The following is a 25,079-nucleotide window of genomic DNA, read 5'->3' on the forward strand; positions in this document are numbered from 1 at the left end:
CGCCAGCATTGACGCAGATGTTTTTACGCCGCCCGCTGCAAAGCAGGTGGCGTTTTTTATGGGCGCTGGTCTGCGCTTACCGGGCCTTGGCTGGCGTGCCGGCAACGGCTGCAGTATCGGCTCCCTTGCCCGTCAACTGCCGCACCGTAAAGCCTTGCTTTTGCAGCAGCTGCAGCAGGTTGTTGTCACCCACCATATGCAGCATGCCCACCGCGATGAAGAGCTTGGGCTGCGCGGCAATCATCGCTGGCAGCCGCTCGGCCATGCGCTGGTTGCGGGTATCGAGCAGCGCCGCTTGCATGCCCACGTCGCCCAGGCATTGGCAGTCCTGCATCAGCTGCTGCAGGCCAGCGAGGTCGCCACTTTCCCAATAGGTCGCGAGCTGCTGGGCGACCTGACGGTTCTTGCCGCTGTCGATGTCGTTCAGCGCCTTGCGGATGTCATCGGGCGTGGCCAGCTGCGCGGGCACCCCGCCGCCGCCCAGGCCCATGGCCAGCAACTGCTCCTGCGCCGTCTCGATCGCCTGCACCGGTCTGCCGACGGCATGCGCCATCGCTGCCAGGTTCAGGTCGATGCCGTAGGCCGGGTGGTAGCCGCTGCGCGCAATGTCCTGCATGCCCAGCGCGATCAGACGGGCCAGGGTGGCGGCATTGGTGTGCCAGGTCGTCTGGTCCACGCAGGATTCGAAGGCCATGCGGCCCATGCGTGTCTGCAGCTCGGGGTTCTGGCGCATGACCAGCTTTTGCCGGTCATTGTCTTCGCGCATCGCCTCGGTCAGCGCCTTCAGGGTGGCGGGGTCCAGCGGGTCCAGCTCCAGCGCAATCGCGGGGGCTGCGCGCAGCGCTTGCGCGGTGCGCGGGCCGGGAAAGATCCAGGGCAGTTGGCCCACATGGATGCTGCCCCAGAGATAGGCGAGATCATCGCCTTTGCGCAGTTCCCACAGCACACCCCGGTCCGGGTGGGGCTCGCGCGATTCCGCCTGGTAGACCGCAGGATCTTTGGCGGCTGGCGCCGGGCACGAGGGGTTGTCCGCTGGTGCCAGCTGCGGTGCTGGCGTGGCCGAGCTTGCTGCCGGCGTGCGGGCCTGGGCGGCATGGCCGCCGGCGAGCAAGGCCAGGCCCAGCAGCAGCGGCGGCAGCAGGCGCAGGCCGCGTGCGCGGCGGTGGGGGAGGGGCGAGAGGGTGGCTGAACGCTGCAAAACGGGCTCCAGATCATGGCCGCAAGGGCTTGCGGATGTGCGCGCCCTTGCAGCGATGGGACCTTAGCGCTGCGCCTGGGTATCGAACCAGCGGCGTGCCAGGCGATCCCAGAACTTGGCGCCCAGGGCGATGTTGTTGTCGTTGAAATCATAGCCCGGGTTGTGCAGTCCCACGCCAGGCTGGCCATCGGCGCCATTGCCGATCCAGCCATAGGCACCGGGCACTTCTTCAAGCATGAAGCCAAAGTCCTCGGCCGTCATGGCCGGCAGCACGTCGGTGTGGGCATGGGTGGCGCCCACCATCTCGCGCATCACCTCGCCCATGAAGAGCGCTTCCTTGCGGTGGTTGGTGGTGTTGGGGTAGCCGGGTTTGATGATGACTTCGGCGCTGGCAAAGTGCGCCTCGGCGATGTGGCTGGAGACCCGGTGCAGCCCATCGATCAGGAACTGCTGCGAGGCCAGGGTCAGGTTGCGGCAGGTGCCATAGATGCGCGCCTCATCCGGGATGATGTTCTCCACCGTACCGGATTCGATCTTGCCGACGGTCAGCACGGCCGCATCGAGCGGATCGGTGCCGCGCGAGACCAGGGTCTGCAGCTGGCCGACGATGGAGCAGGCGACCGGAATCGGGTCCACCGTGGTGTGGGGCAGGGCCGCATGGCCGCCCCGGCCGCGCACCACAATCTCAAAGCGCAGCGCGGCCGCCATGATCGGCCCCACGCGCACCCCCATCTGGCCTTGCGGCAGAGCGGGCCAGTTGTGCAGCGCAAACACGGCCTGGCAGGGAAACCGGGTAAACAGCCCGTCGTTCATCATCGCGCGGGCGCCGGCACCGCCTTCTTCGCCGGGTTGAAAGATCAGGTGCACGGTGCCGTCAAAATCACGCTGGCCGGCCAGCAGCTCGGCCGCACCCATCACCATCGTCGTGTGGCCATCATGCCCGCATGCATGCATGCGGCCCGGGTACTGGCTGATATGGCCGAACTGGTTGGTCTCCTGCACCGGCAGCGCGTCCATGTCGGCACGGATGCCGATGGCAGGCCCGGGGTTGCTGGCATCGCGCCCCTGGCCATGGATGCTGGCCACAATGCCGGTGGTGCCCAGGCCGCGCACCATCGGGATGCCCAGCGCCGTCAGATAGGCTGCGATCTTGTCGGCGGTGCGGTTCTCTTCGTACTTCAGCTCCGGATGCATGTGCAGATCGCGGCGGAATGCGGTGAGCTGGTTGATATTGGGGGCTTGTTGCTGGTCGAGGTACATGGTCTCTCTCTCGTATCGATGCGGGCGGCGACGGACCGCCATGCAGGGACTGCAAGCCTACCATTGTCCTCGTATCAGTCCAGCGCTTGCCGGCAACATGGCCGAACGGACAGTCGCAGGCGAGTCTTCACGCTGCGCTGGCCGGGGATGCCGTTGCGCCCGGATGGGACAGCCTGCGGTCCGCCAGCAAGGCCGCCACATTGAGCAGGGCCAGCACCGCGCCGGCGATGCAGGCGCCCGTCCAGCCGCCGTGGTGCCAGGCCCAGGCGCCGATGGCCGAGCCAGCCGATGCGCCGATGAAGTAGCCCGTCATATAGCAGGCATTGATGCGCGAGCGCGCTTCGGGGGCCAGCCGGTAGATGACGTTCTGGTTGCAGATATGGGTGCCTTGCAGCGCCAGCTCGATGACCAGCATGCCGGCGATGAACAGAAATACGGAGTGCTGGCTGTACCACAAGAGCGCCCAGTTGACGACCAGCAGCAGCACCGAGAAGGCGGTGGTCGGGCGCTCCAGGCCCTTGTCGACCAGCCGGCCTGCGGCATTGGCCATCAACGCACCGGCCACACCGGACAGGCCAATCAGGCCGATCGACGAATCACTCAAACCGTGCTCCGGGCCGCCGAGCATCAAGGCCATCGTAGAAAACAGCACGCTGACCGACGCAAAGGCCAGGCCCCCCAGCAAGGTGCGGGTGCGCAGGCGGGGCTGCGTGCGGATCAACGTGGCCATGCTGCCCAGCACTTGGCCATAGGGCAGGCGTGCGCCGCTATGCGCCACCTTGGGCAGCACCCGGTACAGAGCCAGCGCCACCAGCACCATCGCGACACCGCCGACCTTGTAGACCAGGCTCCAGCCCCCCACGGCCGACAGGAGACCGGCAACGGTGCGTGACAGCAGGATGCCGGTGAGCAGGCCGCTCATCACCAGGCCCACGGCGCGGCCACTCGATTCACGCGGCGCCAGGCTGGCGGCCATCGGCACCAGCACCTGGGCGGCGACCGAGAACAGGCCGGTCACCAAGGTGCCCAGCACCAGCGCGATGAAGGGCGAGGGCATCAGGCCGGCAAACCCGCTGACCAGCAGGCCCAGCGCGGCCAGCAGCATCAGGCCGACGGTCAGCTTGCGGCGCTCCAGCATATCGCCCAGCGGCACCAGAAACAGCAGGCCGATGGCATACGACACCTGGGCGCAGGTGACCAGAATGCCGGCCGTGCTCTCGCTCACCTGCAGCGCATGGGCGATGGAGTTGAGCAGCGGTTGGTTGAAGTAATTGGCCCCTGCGCACAGGCCGCAGGCGGTGGCCATCAGCAGCAGCACGGCAGGGCTGAGCGTTGTGGCGGAAGCGGCTGTGCCGGGGCGGGCGGGAGAAGTTGTTGTTCGTTGATTTTGCACAGCGTGAGTGTGCGCGCATCAGAAAAACAATGTGCGCCCTTGGTCTTGGCGCAGCGGCTATCGCGCCATTCCCGGGTCGTCGTGCAACCAGTCCGGGCTGCGCAGCAGCGCCTGCCATTGCTGCAGGCTGGGGTGAGACTGCGGCTCGGAGGTGCCCGCTGCCGGCTCTGCGTTCGGCCAGTGCAGTCCGCTGTCGATATGCAACGGCGCCTGCGTGTAGGGGTGCAGCAAGGACAGCGACCAGGCATGCAGCCACAGCCGCTGCAGGCCCAGGCGCTCGGCCCACCAGCGGTTCAGCGGCCCCTTGCCATGCGTGGCATCGCCAATGATGGGGTGGGCGATGTGCTTGAGGTGGCGGCGGATCTGGTGGCGGCGCCCGGTGAGTGGCTCGGCCTGCACCAAGGACAGCCGCGTGCCGGCAAAGCGGCCATCGTAAGCCTCGGGGTGCTCCAGCGTGGCCAGGCGCGCAAAGCGGGTCTGGGCCGGCTGGGCGGGCGCGTCTTGCGGGGCATCGTCGGGGCGCAGTGCGTGGTCCACCTCCGCATGCAGCGGCGCCCAGCCGCGCACCATGGCCAGGTAGCGCTTGTCCATCTGGTGGTTTTCAAACTGGCGGCGCGTGCGGCTGGCTGCCTCGGCATGCAGCGCCAGCAGCAGCACGCCGCAGGTGCCCTTATCGAGCCGGTGCAGCGGAAACACATGCTGGCCCATCTGGTCGCGCAGGGTCTGCACGACAAAGCGCATCTCGCCCGCATCCAGGCCCGTGCGGTGTACCAGCCATCCGGCGGGCTTGTAGATGGCCACCAGATGCTCGTCGCGCCACAACACGGGCAGGGGGCAGTCCTGGGCATGGGCATGCGCAACAGCAGGGTCGATGGCGAGAGACATGGGAGCGCGGGGAGGGGGAAGGTGGAGCGATGGTGCTGGGGTGTTCAGCTATGGATTTTATAGTGGCTGGGTTTCAAGACCGGTTTGACCACAGCCCGTACAACAGCATGCCTGCCAGCATGGCCAAGCTGAAAATCGCTGCGGAACCCAGGCCCGCCGCCGTGCCCACCAGCGCCGGGCCGGGGCAGTAGCCGGCCAGGCCCCAGCCAATGCCAAACAGCGCAGAGCCGAACAGCAGCGGGGCATCTATTGTCTGGCGCGCGGGCAATTGCATGGGCGCGCCCAGCAGGCTGCGGCTGCGCCTGCGGGCCAGTGCAAAACCGGGCAACCCCAGTGCGATTGCGCCGCCCATCACCAGCGCCAATGAAGGGTCCCAGGCGCCGGCAATATCCAGAAAACCCAGCACCTTCTGCGGATCGGCCATGCCGGACACGAGCAGGCCCAGGCCAAAGACCAGGCCTGCGAGGGCTGCCATCATGATAGTCATCGTTCTCTCCTTACAGAACATGGCGCGCCACATACACCGTCGCAAAACCGGTGGCCATGAAGACCAAGGTGGCAACCAGGGAGCGCAGCGACAGGCGCGAGAGCCCGCAAACGCCATGCCCACTGGTGCAGCCCGAGCCCAGGCGCGTGCCAAAGCCCACCAGCAGGCCGGCCAGCACCAGCAGCGGCCAAGCGGCGGGGCTGGCGGCCGCTGGCAGCGGTGCAAACCACTGGTAAAGCCAAGAGGCCGCCAGCAAGCCAAGCACAAAGGCCAGGCGCCAGGCGCCGCGCTGGGGGCGCGGTGGCAGCAGCGCGCCCACGATGCCGCTGATACCGGCAATGCGGCCGTTGAACAGCACCAGCAGCACGGCAGCCAGGCCAATCAAGGCACCGCCAGCGAGGGCGGTCAGGGCGTAAAGGCAGACAGATCGATCGACATAGGAAGGCTTTCTGGAGACGAGGGTGAAGGCGCCGCCTCAGGCTGCCGGGCAGTACTGTGCATACAGTGTCTGCAGCAGCGCCAGCAGGCGCGCATCGGCCACCTGGTAAAAAATGTTCTTGCCCTCGCGCCGGGTGCTGACCGCGTTCTCTCGCCGCAGCACCGCCAGTTGCTGCGACAAGGTCGGTTGCTGAATGCCCAGCTGTGCCTCCATATCGCTGACGCAGCATTCGCGCTGGCTGAGGTGGCAGAGCAGCAGCAAGCGGTCTTCATTGCCGAGCAGCTTGAGGGCGGATACGGCATGCTGCGCGGCCTCGCGCATGGCCTCTGGGGAAGGGGCGGCCTTGGTATTTACAGACATGGGCAGAAGACTTGGTACAGCGGGCTTGCCGAACAGGGTGGTTTTTATTATATTAAAAGATATATTGTTTTGTGTGAATGTGTTTGACCATGCACTCTGCCACTTCTTTTGGTGTTCAGGCCTTTTTTGACGCAGTGACCGGCACCGTCAGCTATGTGCTGCACGATGCGGCCAGCCGTGAGGCCGCCGTCATCGACCCGGTCTGGGACTTTGATGCGAAGAGTGGCCGTACCAGCACGGCATCGGCCCAGCGCCTTGCTGACTACCTGGATGCCGAGCAATTGACCTTGCGCTGGGTGCTGGAAACCCATGCGCATGCCGACCACCTGTCTGCCGCGCAGTGGCTGCGCACACGAATGCCCGCAGGGGCAGTGCGCATCGCCGCGCCGGTGGTCATTGGCCGTCAGATCACGCAGGTGCAGAAGGTATTTGGCGGTATCTATGGCATGGAAGACTGCATTGCCCCGCAAGGCGCTGACTTTGACTGCCTGCTCAGCGATGGCGATGTGCTGGCGCTGGGCGCAACCCGCATCCGCGCGCTCGGTGTGCCTGGCCATACCCCGGCGGACCTGGCCTATGCGGTAGAGGCTGCAGGTGCAGTGGCCGCCATTTTTGTGGGCGATACCTTGTTCATGCCCGATGTGGGCACTGCGCGCTGTGACTTTCCCGGCGGTGATGCGCGTGCGCTTTACCAGTCCATTGGCCGGCTGCTGGCGCATCCGCCGCAAACGACTCTGTATGTTTGCCATGATTACCCGCCTGCCGGCCGTGCCGCTGCCTGGTGCAGCACGGTGGCCGAGCAGCGTGCGCACAACATCCATGTGCACGATGGCGTGGATGAGGCGGCCTTTGTGGCGATGCGCGAGGCGCGCGATGCAACCCTGGCGATGCCGCAGCTGATGCTGCCCTCGGTGCAAGTCAATATCCGCGCAGGCCGCCTGCCCGATGCCGATGCACAGGGCCGGCGTTTTCTCAAGCTGCCGGTCGATGCGCTCTGAGGGGGCAGTGGCGTCCGGTCTTAGCGGCCCGCAGACTGGTATTGCGCATCTTCGAAGCGGTTCACCTTCCACAGGCTGGGAAAGAGCCGCGTCCACAACGCCACCACCGCCAGCGAGCACAGACCACCCGCCACCGCAGCGGGCACGGCGCCCAGCAGGGCGGCGCTGCTGCCAGCGCGGAATTCGCCCAGCTCATTGGACGAGCCGATGAACAGCATGTTGACCGCGTTGACCCGGCCGCGCATGTTGTCGGGTGTGGCAAATTGCAGCAGCGAGCCGCGCACATAGACGCTGACCATGTCCGCAGCGCCGGCGATGGCCAGCGCCAGGCAGGACAGCCACAGCCAGTGCGACAGCGAGAACACCAGGTTGGCGATGCCAAACACGGCCACCGCCAGCATCATGCGGCGGCCCACGTGGGTGCCAAAGGGGCGGCTGCTCAGGTAAAGGCCTGCACAAACTTCGCCGATGGCCATGGCGCTGCGCAGCAGGCCCAGGCCCTCGGGGCCGGTGTGCAGCACCTCATGGGCATAAATGGGCAGCAGTGCCACCACGCCGCCCAGCAGCACAGCGAACAGGTCGAGCGAGATGGTGCCCAGCACCATGGGGCGGCCAAAGATAAAGCGGATGCCCGCGCCAAAGCGCTGCCAGATCGTGTCGCGTGCAGCGCCCGGCTCGGTGGCGGCCTTGGGTGCCGCATACAGCACCTTGACGCGCAGCAGCAGCCCGGTGCCGATCGCAAATGCGAGCATGCAGACGCCATAGGTCCACACCGCCCCGCCAGCCGCATACAAAAACCCGCCCAGCATCGGCGCGCCAATGGCCGAGCAGCGCATCACCACGCTGTTGGTGGCGATGGCCTTGGGCAACAGCGCCATCGGCACCAATTGCGGCAACAGGCTTTGCAGCGCCGGGCCCGAGAAGGCCCGTGTGGCGCCATACAGTACCAGCACCGCATAGATGCCGGCCACCCCTGCGTTGCCATGGCCCGACAGCCACAGCAGCAGCGCGCTGCAGACACTGCCCAGCGCCCAGCTGGTGGCCAGCACCTTCTTGCGCGGCAGCCGGTCAATCAGCTCGCCTGCAGGCAAGAGCAGCAGCAGCATCGGAATGAACTGCGCCAGGCCGACAAAGGCGAGCGCCATGGGGTTGCGCGTGAGGTCATAGACCTGCCAGGCCACGACCACGGCCTGGATCTGGGTGGCGCCGACAGCGAAGACCCGCGCTATCAAAAAAATAAGAAAGCCGCTGTGCTGGTCGCGCAGCAGCGGCGGAGGGGCAGGGTGAGTGGTCGCTGGCATGGAGTGGGGCGCAGCCTGCAGAGATACAGCTGCTGCAACCGCTGAGTGGCTATAGGTGTTTGTGGCGCCATTCTGCCATGCCTGCCCAACTCTTATATAAGAGTTGGGCTTATCCATGCGGCAAGCAGGCCATGCCCAAAAGCGGGGCATGGATGTGCGGGCGTTGTGGTGCAGGCATCGCGCCAATCAATGCGGCCTGCAAAAACCAAACCCCCAGTCACCGCTGTTGGGCGACTGGGGGCGGGGGATGAAGATGGAGCTTGACGCTTTCAACCTGCGATAGCTGCGGGCTGCCAAACCTCCATGTCAGGTGAGTAAGCGAGCGCTGTCAGCAGCACTCGCTTGCCCCATCAGGGGGCCTTGGCGGTCTCGACGGTCATGTCCAGCACGTAGGCGTAGCGCGAGGCATCGGCAGGCGGGTTGGCAATGGTGTAGCGCTTCACACGCAGCACATTGCTGTAGCCGGGTTCGTGTTGGTAGCCTTCGATGTTGCCGTAGAAATGCTGCCAATCGCCGGCCACGGTTTTGCGGCCATTGCTGTCATAACGCAGCTCGCGCACCTGCAGGCATTGCACGCCCTTGGCAACGCCGTGGTTGCATGGCTTGGTCTGGGGGCCGACTTCGTAGAACATGGTCTCACCCGCGCCACCATATTTGGTTTCGTTGGTGGGCACCGACTTCAACAGCCAGCGGCTGCCATCGTTGAACTGCAGGGTCAGGCGCGGTGCGTTGTTGTCCTGGCTGATGCGCAGGCTCTCGGCGCGCGTGATCTGTGCGCTCACCGCTTGCTCCAGCTGCATCAGGGGTGGCTCGCAGGCCATCATTGTGCCGATCGGGTTGGTGATGCTGATCTTGTCGCCATCGAGCTGGTAGCCAGCGCCCATGACATTGCAGAGGTTGCCAATGCTCACGCGGTGCGCCGTCTTGGCATCGCCGCTGAAGCCCAGGCGCAGCACCTTCTTCGGTGCCAATGCGGTGAAGGCAGGCAGTGGGCGGCCGGATTGGTCTTCGGCACGCTCCAGATCCCAGTGGTAGGCCTGCAGGGTCTTTTCAGCGGAGGATGCGTTCATGGCGGGTGCGGTGCTGCCTGGGGCAGGTGCCGCAGGCGTGGACGATGGGTTGCTGCTGCAGGCGGCCAGGGCCATGGCAGCCGCGGCGCTGAGGCTCATCAGTTTCCAACGTTGCATATGAAGTTTTCCTTATTAGAGGCAGCGCACTGGGCGCGCGCTGCAGTGGGTGAACGCAAACCTTGAACGTGTTTACGATCTCAGCTTGCTATCGTAGAGGCTGCCTGCAGGCGCGGATGTAGGCCAAGCTTGTCGCTTGGCAGCCAGTCCATGCGGGCTGTCGCAGCCGTGTCTGCCTAAAACTTAGGCGCATGAAAAATATCCAAGCCAGTCAATGGGTTGCCATCTTGTCCAGAGCCTTGTCCACATGCTGACCCACAGATATCTGGGATAACCACAGGCGGGCTGTCAGGCCGTCAGGAAGAGCGCAGGGTCGACCATGCTGCGGTTGAGCATCACACCCCAGTGCAGGTGCGGGCCGGTCACCCGGCCGGTCGCGCCGACCTTGCCAATGACTTCGCCGGCTCGTACGCTCTGGCCCACGGTCACCTGGGTGGCGCTCAGGTGGCAGTACATGGTCAGAAAGCCGCCCCCGTGGTCCATCCAGATGGTGTGGCCGTTGAAGAAGTAGTCGCCCACATCGATGATCTTGCCATCGATGGGCGCCTTGACCGGCGTGCCGGTGGCCGCTGCGATGTCCATGCCGCTGTGCGGATTGCGTGACTGGCCATTGAACACCCGGCGCAGCCCGAAGGAGCTCGAGCGCCGGCCGGGCACCGGCACCGGCAGTTGCATCTGCGCGGGCAGCGGCGTGCTGAACGTGGCCATCACCGTTTGTTGGTGGTCACGTTCGCGCTCATAGCGGGCATTGTCGGCGGCAGACAGGTCGACCGTCTTGGGGGCAACCTTCAGGCGCTGCTCGCTGTATTTCTTGTCGCGCACGGTGTAGGCGATGCTGCGTGGCCCGCTGGCCGTTTGCAGCTTGATCTCTGCTGGGCCCGTGGGGGCCGACAGCGGTATGCCGACGAGCGCCGTCCACTCGATGGCATCGCCCAGCACCAGCAGCGGAATATCGCCTGCATAGGCCTGCGGCCGCTCAGCCGCAGGGCCCAGCGACAGGCGCGTCACACCCCCGGGAACGCGGGAGTCGGCAGGCCAGCCATCGGTTGCCGCAGCCTGTGCGCTGGGCAGCCAGGGCAACAGCGCCAGGCCACTGCCGGCCTGCAGCAAAAGGCGGCGCTGCAGGCGCGGTGACTCGGTAGGGCGGGCAGGTTCTGGCATGGGCATCGGTGTTGTTCTAGGTGGTGGCATGTGCTTTTAAAAGCATAGCGCGTTGTGCTTTTCCATCCTGGGCAAATGCCGCGCATAATATGCAAAATTTGGTAAACCAGAGCGCCGCTATAAGCGCCCTGGGACACGGCTGGTAGCATGCCGCTTTGCCCTTCGCACCGGGCGTGCTATACAGACGTTGGCTGACAGGCTGCACCGGCTCTATCCATTACAGTGGTGCGCTTGGGCCTGTCTGTGTCATCCAGGTCATCATGTTGTTTCGGGAGTTCGTTTCGTTCATGTTGGGCAAGCATTCAGACCTACTTTTACTTGCTGCATCCACCCGCTGCAAACTTCAACGCCCTTTGGCGGGCTGGTCGTTGGTGGCGGCACTGGCGCTCGCGGTCTCGGGTTGTGGCAGCCTCGACCGCGACACCGACAGCCATCGCTACAACGTCGTAGCCCACGAAACCTTCGGATCGTCGTCCACCTATTCGCGCCTTTTTGATGCGCCGCCCGAGCGGGCCTGCGAGGCCGCCCGCCGTGCGCTGCTGAGCCAGGGCTACCTGATCAACGTGGCCAAGGGCAAAGAGGTGGAGGGGCAGAAGAGCTTCCAGCCCGCCACGGACAACCACCAGATCATCACCATTCGCGTGGTCTGCGCAGCCGACAGCAAGGACGGCAAGGTGACCCTGGGCTTTGTGTCGGCGCTCAAGGACACCTACAACCTCAAGAAGAGCAGCAACTCTGCCAGCGTGGGAGTCGGCGCCCTGGGTTCGCTGTCGCTGCCTTTTTCCGCCGGCAACGATTCGATGGTGAAGGTGGCCAGCGAGACCGTGAGCTCAGCCACCTTCTACGACAGTTTTTTTGACCTGATCAAATCCTACCTGCGCCAAGACGATGAATTGCGCCAGCAAAGCCTGACCGGCGACGAAGAGTTCGTCGAGTAATCCGGCGCAGCGGCCGGTGTGCCGCGTCGCCAAAGCAGCAAAAAGACAAGCCCGCCATCGTGGAAGATGGCGGGCTTGTCTTTTTGCAGTGGCCATTGCTGGCCTCGCTGATTTTCGCCGTTTGCCGCCGCTCAGGGCATCGCGGACAGCAGGCCCATCATGCCGTTCTGGTCCAGCGGCTTGCCATTGGCTTGCAGCTTGCCATCGGCCCATTGCAGCTCGCTGGCCATGCGGTCCTTGTTGTCCACCAACAAGCCCGCGTCCACCAGGCCGGCCAGGCGCGCGTCCACATCCTGCTGCACGGCGCTATCGATCTGCTTGTCATCGATGTCGTCCGAGCCTTCGTTCTCCAGCACATAGGTCTCGCGCACCTTGCTGGCGTAGAGCGACTGCAGCACGGGCTTGGGCATGTCCAGGCGCAGCAGCGCCTTGAAATCGGTCATCGGGTTGAGCGGCTTGGCGGCATCGCCCTGGTAGGACAGCGATGCGGCCACCTCGGCCGTTCCTTCGGCGGTGCGCCAGCTGATGCGCTTGACCTCCAGCTCGGGCTTGCGGGCCAGCAGCTGCTGCATGCCCTGCATCAGCAGCATCTGCATGGCCTGCGGATCGCCCTGGGTCTTCTGCGACTCCTTGGTGAACTGGTTCAGCCAGCCGGCATCGAGGTTGTGCAGGCCCAGGTCCATCACCATGTCGTCGATCTTGTGGTCCTTCTGCACAAAGGACTTGATCGATGTGTTGATGGTGGTGTTGACCACCTCGCCTTGCAGCTGGGTGTCTGCGGCCAGCTTCAGGTCGGCAAGCTCGGCCGGGCCTTCGCCGCTCTTGGGGGTGAGCTTGAGGCTGGCCAGCGCCCATTCGATGCTGCCCACCATGAACTCCTGGCCCTTGGGCTGGTGCATGTCAAAGCGCATGGTGTTGCCGCTCATCAGCATATCGGCGGTCTGGCCGTCATCTTCTTCACCGGGCTTGGGCTGCACCAGCAGGCTGGGCATCGATGCATCGCCCTTGATGCGGCTGAAATCGGAGGACATCTCGAAATCGGACTTGAAGCCGCCAAATGCGAGTTTGTCACCACCGAATTCGCCATTGAAGGCGGGCGAGGTCACCTCGTTCTGGGTGCTCTTGGACCAGCCCACCTTGCTCTTCCAGACCAGCGGTGCCTTGTCCTTGAAGGCCACCACCCACTCAGGCGGGGCATCGGGATTGATCGCAAAGGTGGAGACGATTTCGGCCAGGTGCGCAATCGGGAGCGGGCCGTGGCTGATGTCATGCTGGGCGGTGAACTGCAGCTTTTCTTCGCCGGTATCCACCGTCCACAAGGTATGGGCGGTCGATGAGAAGATGCCCTTCTGGTAATCCTGCACCTGCACCAGCAGCGGCGGCTTGCTCCACTCCTTGGCGGCGGTGGCAAAGCCTTCTTCGATACGGTTGCCCACCAGGTAGCCGGTGGTGGCTCCGCCCGCGGCCAGCACGGCCACGGCTGCGGCAATGCCGATGCCTAGTTTTTTCATGTATTTCCCCTCTGCGGTTTGAAACTGTGTTGGCGCAGCTTGTGTAGTGCTTGGATGCTGCGTCTTGCGTGGAGCCCGCATTGTAGAGGGCGGCTCGCAACCCCGGCAATGCACAGCCCGCAGCCAATGTGACCAGGTGTTGCGATCCTCGATGGCCAGACACCCCAACGGGCCGCAAGCGGCCCGTTGTCCACCCCATGCGGCCCGCTTACTGGCCCATCACAATGCCCTCACGGCGTGGGTCAGCACCACCAAACCACCAGGATTTGCCATGCGCCTCGCCGCGCGAGATGGCCTGCAGGCCGCTGGTCAGGTTCTGCTCCTTGACTTCGGCACCACGGTTCTGCAGGGCCTGCACGGTGGCAGCGGGGAAGCGCTTTTCCTCCAGCACCGTGGGGCCGTTGAGGCTGCCAAAGTTGGGCAGGTTGATGGCTTGCTGCGGCATCAAGCCCCAGTTGAGCATGCCGTACAAGGTCTTGGTGGTGTAGTGGATGATCCAGGCGCCGCCTGGGCTGCCCGCGCTGATCACCAGACGGTCGGTTGCCTTGTCGAACACCAGGGTGGGTGCCATCGACGAGCGCGGGCGCTTGCCGGGCTCGACCCGGTTGGCGATGGGCTGTCCTTGCGCATCTCGCGGTGCCAGGCTGAAATCGGTCAGTTCGTTGTTGAGCAGGAAGCCGCCGGCCAGACCCCGCCCGGTGTTGACCATCTGGCGCGAGCCGAACTGGTCTTCGATGGTCGTGGTCATCGCGATGGCGTTGCCGTAGCGGTCCACGATGCTGATGTGGCTGGTGCCGTATTCCTGCTGGTAGGGCTGGCTGGCATAGGCCAGCTGAACGCTGCCTGGCCGCCCGGGCTGGGCTTGCTGCATGCTGCGCGCGCCAATCAGCCGGGCGCGCTGGGCCAGGTAATCGGGGCGCAGCATGCTGGACCAGTCACCGGCGGGTGCGCCGACGAAGGCCGGGTCGGCAACGTACTGGTTGCGATCGGCAAAGGCCAGGCGTGAGGCCTCGGCATAGAGATGCAGCCAGTCGGCACTGGGCAGGCCGTCGGCGTCCAGACCCATTTGCCCGGCCGGCGTGTTGGCCATGATGCCCAGGATCTGCGCCACCGCGATGCCGCCCGAGCTGGGGGGCGGAAAGCCGCAAAGCCGGTAGCTGCGGGTGGATGCGGGCTGGCTGGCCGGGGCGCCAGCGGCACTGGGCGAGTAATCGCTGCACAGCGCCTGGCGCTTGACGGGCTGGTAGGCGGCCAGATCGGCCAGGCTGAGCTTGCCGGGATTGGTGGCATGGCCTTGCACCTTGCGCACGATGGCTTCGGCCACCGGGCCTTCCAGCAAGGCCTTGGAGCCGTGCTGGGCGATATCGCGCAGCACCGCGGCGTACTCGGGGTTCTTCAGCAGATGGCCTACGGGCCAGGGCTTGCCATGGGCATCCAGAAAATAGCCGCTGGCCACCGGGTCCTGGCCCAGAAACTTTTCCTGCGCAGTCAGCGCGTTGAGCCGTGCGCTGACCTTGAAGCCATCGGTAGCAAGGCGGATGGCGGGCTCGAACAGGCTCGCCCAGGGCAGCTTGCCATGCTCCTTGTGCGCCATCTCCAGCATGCGGATGGCGCCGGGCACGCCGACCGAGCGGCCGCCCACGACGGCGTCGTGGAAGGCCATGGGCTTGCCGTCACGCATGAACAGGTTCTCATCGGCCGCCATCGGCGCGACCTCGCGGCCGTCATAGGCCTCGACCTGGCTGCCTTGTGCATGCAGCAAGAAGGCACCACCACCGATGCCGCTCGACTGGGGCTCGACCAGGCCCAGCACCAGTTGCACCGCAATGGCTGCATCGATCGCCGAGCCCCCGGCCTGCAGCACCTGGTAGCCGGCATCGGTGGCCAAGGGGTTGGCAGCAGCTACCGCGTACTGCTCGGTGGCCCAGCCGGGTTTGTCGGTCCAGCCGGAGCTGCCTTCGGGCTGGTCAGATGCGGACGGGGGCTGGTATTGCAGCTGGGGCTGGCTGCTGCAGGCGGCCAGCAGCGCTGCCGTTGCCACTGCTGCCAGAGACAGCGACCAGCGGCTGGCCGTCGTGCGGGATGGCAGTAGATGCGGGCGGCGGGTGCGTGACCCCGGGGACAGTCGTGGCATGGCGATCTCCTTGTTGTGGCGGCAATGTCTGGCATGCTAACCGCTTTGCCGCCGCAGGCGTAGCGGACAGAGCGGCTGGGACGTTGCAGAATGTTGGCCGCGCAGGACTACAGGATCAGGCCCATTGCGGCCCAGCCACCTGATCCTCCACCACAAAGCGGGCCAAGGTGTGTGCGCCGCTGTTCGCGTACTGCGGCTGGTCAATGACGCGCAGCTGGGTGGTCCAGAGTTTGGGGGTGATATCGCAGAGCCCATAGCCGCGTTCATCGCAGCGGGCCAGCAAGACATGGGGGTTGCGGGCCACGATGGCGTCGACCCGGGCCTGGGTGGTGCCGGAGTGCGAGCTGATCGAGGTGCCACAGAATTCGCTGGCCAGCACGCGCTCGGGGGTGGCGCTCTCCAGGTCCTGGATGCGGCAGACATAGTTCTGGTGGATGTCGCCCCCCAGCAGCACGGTGTTGCGCAGCTGCGCCTCAGCCACCGCACGCAGCAGCCGTTGGCGCGCGGCGGGGTAGCCATCCCAGGTATCGGCGCTGCTGCGGCCGCTGGCAAAGTTACGCGCGGCAAACAGGGTTTGTTGGCAGATAACGCTCCAGCGCCGGCTCTGGGGCTTGTCCGCCCGGTTGCCCGCTAGCTGCGCCGCCAGCCAGCGCTCTTGCTCCCAGCCCAGAAAGCTGCGGCTGTTGCGGGCCAGATCGGCGCAGTCTGCGGCCTTGACCGAGGCCGGACTTTTTTCTGTCGCTGCGCGGCAGGCCTGGGCATCGCGGTACTGGCGTGCATCGAGCACCCACATATCGGCCAACGCGCCCCAGCTTTGCTGGCGGTACAGCGGCGTGTGGGCAGGGGGCAGAGCCAGCCCCGCCTGTTTGCAGGCCACCGAGGCGCGCAGCGGCATGTTCTCGTAAAACGCCTGGTACGCGGCCATGCGCTTGGCGGCAAAGGCCTGGGTCTTGCCCACGCCATAGTCGCCCACATAGTTGTCTTCGACCTCGTGGTCGTCCCAGGTCACGAGCCAGGGGCAGTGGGCATGCATGGCCTGCAGATCCGGATCGCTCTTGTGCAGCGCATAGCGGTCGCGGTAATCCTGTAGTGTTGCGGCATGGACAAGCGGCTGCAGCCGCGCGAGGTGGCTGCTTTTTTGCTTGGCCGCAGATGCGGGCGAGGCATATTCGTAAATGTAATCGCCGAGAAAGACCACCAGATCGGGATCGTCCTCGCGGGCATGGCGCCAGGCGGCGTAGTAGCCATGTTCCCAGCGCTGGCAGGAGGCATAGACCAGGCGCAGCTGCGCCACCGCAGCACCGGCGGCAGGCGCAGTGCGGGTGCGGCCGGTAGCACTGGTCTGGCCCTGGCAGTGAAAGCGGTAGTAGTACCAGCGGCCGGCCTCCAGGCCCTGGGCCAGCACATGCACGCTGTGGCCGCCGTCCGGGCTGGCCATGGCCTCGCCCCGGCGCAGGATCTGGCGGAACTGCGCATCATGGGCCAATTCCCAGTGCACCTCCATCGGGCGCAGCAGGGGTGTGCTGGCACTGGGCAGCAGCCGCGTCCACAGCACCACGCTGCTGGCATCGGGCTCGCCACTGGCCACGCCCAGGCCAAACAGCTGCTCCGAGACCGGCCAAGGCGCCATGGGCAGCGGGGCATCGCTACCCGCCTGCGCGATGGCCGGCAACTGGGCGGCCAGGCCCAAGGCGCCCAGGCCTTGCAGCCATTGGCGCCGGTTGGGGTGCGGGGCCAGGTCTGGGTGCCCATCTTGGGTCGGGTGGCCGGGTGGTGGTTGCTGCAGCATAAGGTGACGGTTGGTAGCGCAGCATAGCGCTGGCACCGATCCGCAGCATGCTGCACAGGTACCTCGGTGACATCAGTGCAGCGTGGGGAATGGCGGGCATAAAAACGCTCCTTAAGGAGCGTTCGTTGGTTTGGCTTTTAACTGCCTGGGGCAGATGGGCCATCCGGGTGGTTCAGCCAGCGCTTATTCGTCGTTGTTCTTGAGGCTGGCGGTCGAGGTCAGGATGTTGCTGGGGTCGTCCACCGATTCGCGCAAGGCCTTGCCGGGCTTGAAATGGGTAACGCGCTTGGCGGGCACCTGCACGGCTTCGCCGCTGCGTGGGTTGCGGCCCAGGCGGGGTTGGCGGTGGGTGATGGTGAAGCTGCCAAAGCCACGGATCTCGATGCGTTGTCCGCGTACCAGCGAGTCTTCGATGGCCTCCAGAATCGTTTTGACGGCCTGCTCCGCATCCCGCTGTGTCAGCTGGTGGAAGCGAGCGGCAAGCTCTTCAATCAGATCGGATCGGGTCATACGAATGTGGAATCTTCGTGAATCAAATAGTCAAAGCGTTGGTGGGCGCACTGGGCGCCCACCTTGTCTGCAAGCTACCGACTATACCAAGGCTGGCAAGGCATGAGCCGGTAGCGGAGCCGTCAATTACTTGTCGGCGTCCAGCTTGGCGCGCAGCAGTGCGCCCAGGCTGGTGGTACCAGCATTTTCCTTGGACGATTGCTGCGACAGCGAAGCCATGGTTTCTTGCTGTTCAGCGTGGTCCTTCTGCTTGATGGACAGGGAGATGCTGCGGCTCTTGCGATCCACATTGGTCACCACGGCGGTCACTTCATCGCCTTCCTTGAGCACGGAACGTGCGTCTTCCACGCGGTCCACCGAGATTTCGGAAGCACGCAGGTAGCCGACGATGTCGTCGCCCAGGTCGATTTCAGCGCCCTTGGCATCCACAGACTTGACCTTGCCGGTCACGATCTGGCCCTTGTCGTTCACGGTAGCGAACGTGGTGAATGCATCGCTGTCGAGCTGCTTGATGCCCAACGAGATACGCTCACGGTCCACGTCCACGGCCAGCACGATGGCTTCCACTTCCTGGCCCTTCTTGTAGTTACGAACCGCGGCTTCGCCGGTTTCGTTCCACGACAGGTCAGACAGGTGCACCAGACCGTCGATGCCGGAGGCCAGGCCCACGAACACGCCGAAGTCGGTGATCGACTTGATCGGGCCCTTGACGCGGTCACCGCGCTTGGTGTTCTGCGCGAATTCCTGCCATGGGTTGGCCTTGCACTGCTTCATGCCCAGGGAGATACGACGCTTGTCTTCGTCGATTTCCAGAACCATGACTTCGACTTCGTCGCCCAGGGTCACGAGCTTGGAAGGAGCAACGTTCTTGTTGGTCCAGTCCATTTCGGACACGTGCACCAGACCTTCGATGCCTGGTTCCAGTTCCACGAACGCGCCGTAGTCGGCAATGTTGGTGACCTTGCCGAACAGACGGGTGCTCGATGGATAACGGCGCGACACGCCCATCCATGGATCGTCGCCCATTTGCTTCAGACCCAGCGAGACACGGTTCTTTTCGGTGTCGAACTTCAGGATCTTGGCGGTGATTTCCTGGCCAGCGGTCACCACTTCGGATGGGTGACGCACGCGGCGCCATGCCATGTCGGTGATGTGCAGCAGGCCGTCGATACCGCCCAGGTCCACGAACGCACCGTATTCGGTGATGTTCTTGACCACGCCTTGAACGATGGAGCCTTCCTTCAAGGTTTCCATCAGCTTGGCGCGCTCTTCGCCCATCGAGGCTTCCACCACAGCGCGGCGGCTCAGCACCACGTTGTTGCGCTTGCGGTCGAGCTTGATGACCTTGAATTCCAGGGTCTTGTTTTCGTAAGGGGTCAGGTCCTTGATCGGACGGGTGTCGATCAGCGAGCCTGGCAGGAAGGCGCGGATGCCGTTGACCAGAACGGTCAGACCGCCCTTGACCTTGCCGGAGGTGGTGCCGGTCACGAATTCGCCCGATTCCAGCGCCTTTTCCAGGGCCAGCCAGGAAGCCAGACGCTTGGCGGTGTCGCGCGACAGGATGGTGTCGCCGTAGCCGTTTTCGATGGAACCGATGGCCACGGACACGAAGTCGCCCACTTGGACTTCGATTTCGCCCTGGTCGTTCTTGAATTCGTCGATTGGCACATAGGCTTCGGACTTCAAGCCGGCGTTCACCACCACGAAGTTGTGCTCAACGCGCACGACTTCAGCAGTGATCACTTCGCCAGGACGCATTTCGGTGCGTGTCAACGACTCTTCAAAAAGGGCGGCAAAAGATTCAGACATGTATTTCCTTAGACACGGGCAGGTTTCCGGCAGCACCATTGCTGACGTTTTTAAGGCTGGCCGTGCAGGTTGTGTGGTTGTGACGCCACGGGGTTCAAAGTTAAACAACCCGGCAACCCATGGCGGCTAGATCCACCAGTAGAAGGCTGCAGGGGCGGGTAACACCGGCGCCAAAGGCAGGTGCGAGGCGCACGGGGCGCTTCAGGCCTGTTCTTTGCCAAACGGCTGTCGCTTTTCCCACCAGGACAGCACCTGAGCGACCGCGTTGTCCACGCTCATCTCGGAGTTGTCCAGCAAGAATGCATCCTGCGCAGCATGCAAGGGGGCGGTGGCGCGGTTCATGTCGCGCGCATCGCGGGCCTCCAAGTCAGCACGAAGGTCGGCTATTGTAGCCGGTATTCCTTTTTCAATCAACTGTTTATGGCGGCGCTCGGCGCGCTTGGCTGCACTGGCCGTCAGGTAGACCTTCAAAGGGGCCAGCGGGAAAATCACGGTGCCCATGTCGCGCCCATCGGCCACCAGGCCCGGCAGCTGGCGAAAATCGTGCTGGGCCTGCACCAGCGCCTGGCGCACGGCGGGCAGCGCGGAGACCAGGGAGGCGTTGGTGCCCGCTTCTTCACTGCGGATGGCCAGGCTGATGTCCTCGCCATCGAGGCGCACGCGCTGGTCGGCGCCGAACTGGATATCCATCTGCGAAATCAACGCGGCAATCTGGCTGGCATGCTCGGCATCGATCGGAATGCCGGCGCGCAGGGCCGCCAGCCCGGTGATGCGGTAGAGCGCGCCCGAGTCGAGCAGGTGGTAGCCCAGCTGCTGTGCCACGGCCGAGGCCACCGTGCCCTTGCCCGAGGCGCTGGGCCCGTCGATGCAGATCACCGGGACCGAGCCGGGCACGGCGCGCACGGCCGAGAACATGGCCTCGAAGTAACCGGGGAAGGTTTTGGCCACGCACTTGGGGTCTTCAATGCGCACCGGCAGGCCGGCCGGGTTGAAGGCGGCCAGCGAGAAGCACATGGCCACGCGGTGGTCGTCATAGGTGTGGATGCTGGCGGGCTTCCAGGCCTCGCGGTTGGCCGGCGGCGTGATGCGCAGATAATCCGCGCCTTCTTCGACCACGGCGCCGAGCTTGCGCAGCTCGATGGCCATCGCCGCCAGACGGTCGGTTTCCTTGACGCGCCAGCTGGCAATATTGCGCAAGGTGGTGGTGCCGTTGGCATACAGCGCCATTGCCGCCAAGGTCATCGCCGCATCGGGGATGTGGTTGCAATCCATGTCGATGGCCTGCAGCGGCCAGGCACCCCGGCGGATCTCCAGCCAGTTGGGGCCGCTGGTGATGGCAGCGCCCATCGCGCGCGCGGCATCGACAAAGCGGATATCGCCCTGGATGGATTGCGCGCCCACGCCCATGACCTTGACGACCCGGTCCACCGTGGAGGTGCCGCCCTGCGCATTGGGCTTGCTGCCCTTGCTGGCAGCAATGGCGCCCAGCGCGATGAAGTAGCTGGCCGACGAGGCATCGGCCTCGACATGGATCTCGTGCGGGGACTGGTAACGGCTGCCGGCCAGCACGGTAAAGCGCTGCCACTGCTCGTTCTTGATCTGGATGCCAAAGCGCTTGAGCAGCTCCAGGGTGATATGGATATAGGGCTTGGAGATCAGCTCGCCGGCCACTTCAATGACGATGTCCTGGCGCGTGGCCACCAAGGGCAGTGCCATCAGCAGCGCGGTGAGGAACTGGCTGGAGACATCGCCGCGCACGGTGATGGGCGTGTTCAGCTGCAGCTGCGCGGCTGTTACCGGCTGAATGCGCAGCGGCGGAAAGCCGTCGTTACCCAGGTAGTCGATCTGGCAGCCCAGCTGGCGCAGCGCATCGACCAGGTCGCCGATGGGGCGCTCGTGCATGCGGGGCACGCCGCTCATCTCGAAGTGGCCGCCCAGCAGGGCCAGCGCAGCGGTCAGCGGCCGCATGGCCGTGCCGGCATTGCCCAGGAACAGCGCGGTGCTGCGGGCCGCCAGCGCGGGCGCCAGCTGGCCAGCAATGCCGGTGATGTGGTAGCTGTTGAGGTGGGCCGGATCGGTGCTGCGCACCACGGCGCAGCCCAGTTGCTCCAGCGCGCGCAGCATCACCTGGGTGTCGTCGGAGTCCAGCAGGTCATGGATGGTGGTCGTGCCCGCGCTCAATGCGGCCAATAGCAGCACCCGGTTGGAGATGCTCTTGGAGCCGGGCAGCTGCACTTCACCATGGGCGCTTTGCAAGGCGGGGATATCGAGAAATGCAGTGGAGAACATGGCGGGCTCTGCGGTGGGATGGTGGCGCCTGGCCTGCAGTGCAGGCGGCGCGGTGTCACAAAAAGAAGGTGGCGCTACCCGTGTCCTCAGGCAGCGCCACTGGCTATTATCGGTCCACCGGCTGCGCCGGCACCTTTGGTAGGCGGATCAGACGGTGGTTTTGTGCTTGGAGAGCGACTCGGGGGTGTAGAGCTTGCCTTGCTTCCACTGGGCGCGCGTGCTGCTGGCCTCGCGCAGCAGCTGCTCGAGTGCGGGCTGATCGTCGGTCAGCAATGCCGCTTCGTAGCTGCCCAGCATATGCTGCAGCGACTGGATCTGCTTGAGGATCTCGCTGCGATTGGCCAGGAAGATGTCTCGCCACATCTGCGGCTCGGCCGCAGCAATGCGGGTGAAATCGCGAAAACCCGGTCCGGCCAGCGACAGCATGCGGTGCGCACCGTCTTGCGACAGCAGCGAGTTGATGTAGGCCATGGCCACCAGATGCGGCGCGTGGCTGCTGGCGGCCAGCGCTGCATCATGCTGCTCGGGCGCCATGCTGGTGACATGGCTGCCAATCGCTTTCCAGATGGCTTCGGCCTGGCGCAGCTGGGCCACCTTGGTCAACTCGGTCGGGGTGAGCACCACCTGGGCATCGCGGTAGAGGTTGACATCGGCATGGTCGACGCCAAACACTTCCTTGCCGGTAATGGGGTGGGCCGGCACAAAGCAACCAAAGCGGTCGCGCAGCGCACGGCGCGCGGCTGCCACGACATCCATCTTGGTGGAGCCGACATCCATCACCAGCGTGTCGGGGTTGATCAGGTGCTTGATATTGGCCAGCGTGGATTCGGTCGATGCGACCGGGATGGCCAGCAGCACCAGATCGGCGCCCGAGACGGCCTGCAGCGCCGAGCTGGCTTCTTCATCGATGACGCCCATCTGGCGCGCACGGCTGGTGGTGGATGGCGACTTGCTGTAGCCGACAATGCGTTTGACCAGCCCGGCCCGCTTGGCTGCGAGGGCAAATGAGCCGCCCATCAGCCCGCAGCCGATCAGCGCCATATGTTCAAACTTTTTCACCGGTTCAACTCCCGACAGGGTAGGCGCCGAGCACCTTGTAGAACGCGCACAGCGCGCGCAGCTCTTCCAGGGCCTTGGCCACATGGGGCTGCGACGGGTGGCCGTCCAGATCAATATAGAAATAGTATTCCCACTGGCCGGTGCGGGCCGGGCGGGATTCGAAGCGCGTCATCGACACGCCGTGCTTGCTCAGCGGCATCAGCAGCTCATGCACGGCGCCTGGGCGGTTGGGCACCGAGACGACCAGGCTGGTGCAGTCCTTGCCACTGGCCTCAGGCGTGGCCAAGGTGTGGGGCAGGCAGATGATCGCAAAACGCGTGCGGTTGTAGGCGTCATCCTGGATCGCGTGGCTGATGATGTGCAGGCCGTATTGCTGGGCGGCACGCTCGCTGGCGATGCCGGCAATGTGGGGGTGCAGCGCCGCCAGGCGCGCGCCTTCGGCATTGCTCTCGACCGGGCGGCGCTCGGCATGGGGCAGGTGCTTGGACAGCCAGCCCTGGCACTGGGCCAGCGCCTGGGGGTGCGCGGCCACAACCTCGATGCCATCGAGCGAGTTGCTCGTGCGCATCAGGTTGTGGCGGATCAGCAGGCTCACCTCGCCCACGACGTGGCAGGGTGTATGCAGGAACATGTCCAGCGAACGGGTGACCACGCCTTCGTTCGAGTTCTCCACACCGACGACGCCAAACTGCGCACTGCCGGCGGCAGTGGAGTGGAAGACCTCTTCAAAACTGTTGCAGTACTTGATATCGGCGGCACCGCCGAAGTACTGGATCGCTGCCTCTTCACAGAAGGTGCCTGCCGGGCCCAGGATGGCCACACGCTGGGGGGACTCCAGCGCCAGGCAGGCGGACATGATCTCGCGCCAGATGGCCGAGACATGGGCCGCCTTCAGTGGGCCGGGGTTGGCGTTCTCGATCTTCTGGATGACCTGGGCGACCCGGTCCGGGCGGAAGAAGGGCGTGCCTTCGCGTTTTTTCAGCTCGCCCACCCGTTCGGCGACCAGTGCGCGTTGGTTCAGCAGGGTCAGCAGTTGCGTGTCGAGGTTGTCGATCTGGACGCGCAGCGCGGCGAGTTCAGGGGACGCTTGGGGTGAAGTGCTCATGGTGGCCTGGGTGTGCAGTGCGGGCAGCGCCTCAGAAGGCTGCCAACCAGTAAGGATAACGTAAGAGTGTTTCCCGGTACAAACCGGGGACGCTGGGGATCAGCCTTGTTTTTCAAAACTCTGCATGTAGTCCACCAGCGCCTGCACGCCGGCCAGTGGCATGGCGTTGTAGATGCTGGCGCGCATGCCGCCCACGGACTTGTGGCCCTTGAGCTGCAGCAGACCACGCGCCTTGGCGCCATCCAGGAAAGCCTGGTTGCGCGATTCGTCCTTGAGGAAGAAGGGCACATTCATGCGCGAGCGGCAAACACGTGCGACGCGGTTCTCGTAGAGCTGCGAGCCATCGATGGCCTGGTAGAGCAGCTCGGCCTTGGCGGTGTTGCGGGCCTCCAGCGCGGCAACGCCGCTGGCGCCGCCTTCCTGCTGGCGCAAGATCCATTCAAAGGTCAGACCGGCGATGTAGATGCCCCAGGTTGGCGGCGTGTTGTACATCGATTGGTTGTCTGCCACCAGACGGTAGTTGAACGCGCTGGGGCACATGGCCATCGCGTGGCCGAGCAGGTCATCGCGCACGACGACCAGGGTCAGGCCTGCCGGGCCCAGGTTCTTCTGCGCGCCACCAAAGGCCAGGCCCACGCGGCTCCAGTCCACCGTGCGCGACGCCACATGCGACGAGAAGTCGATCACCAGCGGAGCCTGGCAGCCCAGGCTGGCCAGATCGGGCAGTTGCTGGAACTCCACGCCATTGATGGTCTCGTTGCTGCAGATGTGCACATAGCGCGCATCGCTGCGCAGCTTCCAGCTGGCGGGGTCCGGGATATGGGTAAAGCCCTGGGCTTCGTCGGTCGCAGCCACGGCGGCGTTGCAGAACTTGGCCGCTTCCTTGGTCGACTTCTGGCTCCAGCTGCCGGTGACGACAAAATCGACCGCGCCGCCTTGCGACAGATTCAGCGGCACGATGGCGTTTTCCGCCAGGCCACCGCCCTGCATGAACAGGATGTGGAAGTTCTGCGGCACTGCCAACAGCTGGCGGAAGTCGGCCTCTGCCTTCTCGCAGATCGAGATGAACTCCTTGCCCCGGTGGCTCATCTCCATGACGCTCATGCCACTGCCGCGCCAGTCCAGCATCTCGCTGGCTGCTTGCTGCAGCACGTCTTCAGGGATGGCGGCCGGACCGGCCGAGAAGTTATAGGGGCGTTGCATGGAAGGCCTCGTTGGCTCGCGCAGCGAGCAGTGATAGCTATGAAAAAAGGAGCAAAAATGGGC

The 25,079-nt window shown here is 64.9% G+C and carries 20 protein-coding genes and 1 pseudogene; 2 read left to right on the forward strand and 19 right to left on the reverse strand.

From position 1 onward, the window contains the following. Positions 1-76: 76 nt before the first annotated feature. The 7 genes and pseudogenes from MJ205_RS04640 to MJ205_RS04670 all read right to left on the reverse strand — a co-directional run bounded on the left by MJ205_RS04640 (position 77) and on the right by MJ205_RS04670 (position 6,022). Positions 77-1,198, reverse strand: coding sequence for a TraB/GumN family protein (locus MJ205_RS04640; protein WP_239811394.1), 1,122 nt, complete (start codon positions 1,196-1,198; stop codon positions 77-79). Positions 1,199-1,261: 63 nt separating this feature from the next. Continuing rightward, a complete protein-coding gene (locus MJ205_RS04645; RefSeq protein WP_239811395.1) occupies positions 1,262-2,458 on the reverse strand; it encodes a M20 aminoacylase family protein in 1,197 nt (398 codons plus the stop codon). Between the two features lie 127 nt (positions 2,459-2,585). Beyond that, a complete protein-coding gene (locus tag MJ205_RS04650) occupies positions 2,586-3,851 on the reverse strand; it encodes an MFS transporter (RefSeq protein WP_446715056.1) in 1,266 nt (421 codons plus the stop codon). 57 nt (positions 3,852-3,908) lie between these two features. Beyond that, on the reverse strand, positions 3,909-4,736 hold the full coding sequence (locus tag MJ205_RS04655; RefSeq protein WP_239811396.1) for a pseudouridine synthase: 828 nt from the start codon (positions 4,734-4,736) through the stop codon (positions 3,909-3,911). 73 nt (positions 4,737-4,809) lie between these two features. Then, entirely contained in the window at positions 4,810-5,223 is a 414-nt protein-coding gene (locus MJ205_RS04660) for a DUF6691 family protein (RefSeq protein WP_239811397.1), read from the reverse strand. Between the two features lie 10 nt (positions 5,224-5,233). Then, positions 5,234-5,661 (reverse strand): annotated as a pseudogene (locus MJ205_RS04665) (YeeE/YedE family protein). Positions 5,662-5,698: 37 nt separating this feature from the next. Further along, positions 5,699-6,022, reverse strand: coding sequence for an ArsR/SmtB family transcription factor (locus MJ205_RS04670; RefSeq protein WP_239811398.1), 324 nt, complete (start codon positions 6,020-6,022; stop codon positions 5,699-5,701). Positions 6,023-6,111: 89 nt separating this feature from the next. Between MJ205_RS04670 and MJ205_RS04675 the strand changes: the two genes are divergently transcribed. Beyond that, positions 6,112-7,020 carry an MBL fold metallo-hydrolase gene (locus tag MJ205_RS04675; protein ID WP_239811399.1) on the forward strand — a complete coding sequence of 303 codons (909 nt, stop codon included), beginning with the start codon at positions 6,112-6,114 and terminating at the stop codon, positions 7,018-7,020. Between the two features lie 20 nt (positions 7,021-7,040). On the opposite strand, the gene MJ205_RS04680 is transcribed toward MJ205_RS04675, so the two are convergent. From MJ205_RS04680 to MJ205_RS04690, 3 genes are all read right to left on the reverse strand, one after another. Beyond that, positions 7,041-8,321: an MFS transporter gene (locus tag MJ205_RS04680; protein WP_239811400.1), complete on the reverse strand. Its 1,281-nt coding sequence runs from the start codon at positions 8,319-8,321 to the stop codon at positions 7,041-7,043. A 350-nt stretch (positions 8,322-8,671) separates the two neighbouring features. Then, entirely contained in the window at positions 8,672-9,508 is an 837-nt protein-coding gene (locus MJ205_RS04685; RefSeq protein ID WP_239811401.1) for an META and DUF4377 domain-containing protein, read from the reverse strand. 288 nt (positions 9,509-9,796) lie between these two features. Then, positions 9,797-10,675 carry a peptidoglycan DD-metalloendopeptidase family protein gene (locus MJ205_RS04690; protein WP_446715057.1) on the reverse strand — a complete coding sequence of 293 codons (879 nt, stop codon included), beginning with the start codon at positions 10,673-10,675 and terminating at the stop codon, positions 9,797-9,799. A 347-nt stretch (positions 10,676-11,022) separates the two neighbouring features. On the opposite strand from MJ205_RS04690, the gene MJ205_RS04695 reads away from it, so the two are divergent. Then, the gene (locus tag MJ205_RS04695) at positions 11,023-11,607 is read left to right on the forward strand and encodes a DUF2242 domain-containing protein (RefSeq protein WP_239811403.1); all 585 of its coding nucleotides are present in this window, start codon (positions 11,023-11,025) and stop codon (positions 11,605-11,607) included. A gap of 131 nt (positions 11,608-11,738) precedes the next feature. Here MJ205_RS04695 and MJ205_RS04700 read toward each other — a convergent pair whose 3' ends face one another. From MJ205_RS04700 to serC, 9 genes are all read right to left on the reverse strand, one after another. Then, on the reverse strand, positions 11,739-13,118 hold the full coding sequence (locus MJ205_RS04700) for a YdgA family protein (RefSeq protein ID WP_239811404.1): 1,380 nt from the start codon (positions 13,116-13,118) through the stop codon (positions 11,739-11,741). Between the two features lie 208 nt (positions 13,119-13,326). Beyond that, positions 13,327-15,252: a gamma-glutamyltransferase family protein gene (locus MJ205_RS04705; protein ID WP_239811405.1), complete on the reverse strand. Its 1,926-nt coding sequence runs from the start codon at positions 15,250-15,252 to the stop codon at positions 13,327-13,329. Between the two features lie 115 nt (positions 15,253-15,367). After that, on the reverse strand, positions 15,368-17,041 hold the full coding sequence (locus MJ205_RS04710; protein WP_239811406.1) for an alkaline phosphatase D family protein: 1,674 nt from the start codon (positions 17,039-17,041) through the stop codon (positions 15,368-15,370). Positions 17,042-17,224: 183 nt separating this feature from the next. Then, a complete protein-coding gene (locus tag MJ205_RS04715; RefSeq protein ID WP_239811407.1) occupies positions 17,225-17,551 on the reverse strand; it encodes an integration host factor subunit beta in 327 nt (108 codons plus the stop codon). A 126-nt stretch (positions 17,552-17,677) separates the two neighbouring features. Next, on the reverse strand, positions 17,678-19,360 hold the full coding sequence (gene rpsA / locus MJ205_RS04720; RefSeq protein WP_021027334.1) for a 30S ribosomal protein S1: 1,683 nt from the start codon (positions 19,358-19,360) through the stop codon (positions 17,678-17,680). Between the two features lie 201 nt (positions 19,361-19,561). Then, a complete protein-coding gene (locus MJ205_RS04725; RefSeq protein WP_239811408.1) occupies positions 19,562-21,649 on the reverse strand; it encodes a bifunctional 3-phosphoshikimate 1-carboxyvinyltransferase/cytidylate kinase in 2,088 nt (695 codons plus the stop codon). Between the two features lie 147 nt (positions 21,650-21,796). Next, on the reverse strand, positions 21,797-22,690 hold the full coding sequence (locus MJ205_RS04730; protein WP_239812664.1) for a prephenate dehydrogenase: 894 nt from the start codon (positions 22,688-22,690) through the stop codon (positions 21,797-21,799). Positions 22,691-22,712: 22 nt separating this feature from the next. Then, positions 22,713-23,813, reverse strand: a complete 1,101-nt coding sequence (gene pheA / locus MJ205_RS04735; RefSeq protein WP_239811409.1) for a prephenate dehydratase — start codon at positions 23,811-23,813, stop codon at positions 22,713-22,715. A gap of 99 nt (positions 23,814-23,912) precedes the next feature. Further along, positions 23,913-25,016, reverse strand: a complete 1,104-nt coding sequence (gene serC / locus MJ205_RS04740; RefSeq protein ID WP_239811410.1) for a 3-phosphoserine/phosphohydroxythreonine transaminase — start codon at positions 25,014-25,016, stop codon at positions 23,913-23,915. Between the last annotated feature and the right edge of the window lie 63 nt (positions 25,017-25,079).

Source organism: Comamonas sp. B21-038 (genome assembly GCF_022387135.1).
Classification (GTDB): domain Bacteria; phylum Pseudomonadota; class Gammaproteobacteria; order Burkholderiales; family Burkholderiaceae_C; genus Comamonas; species Comamonas sediminis.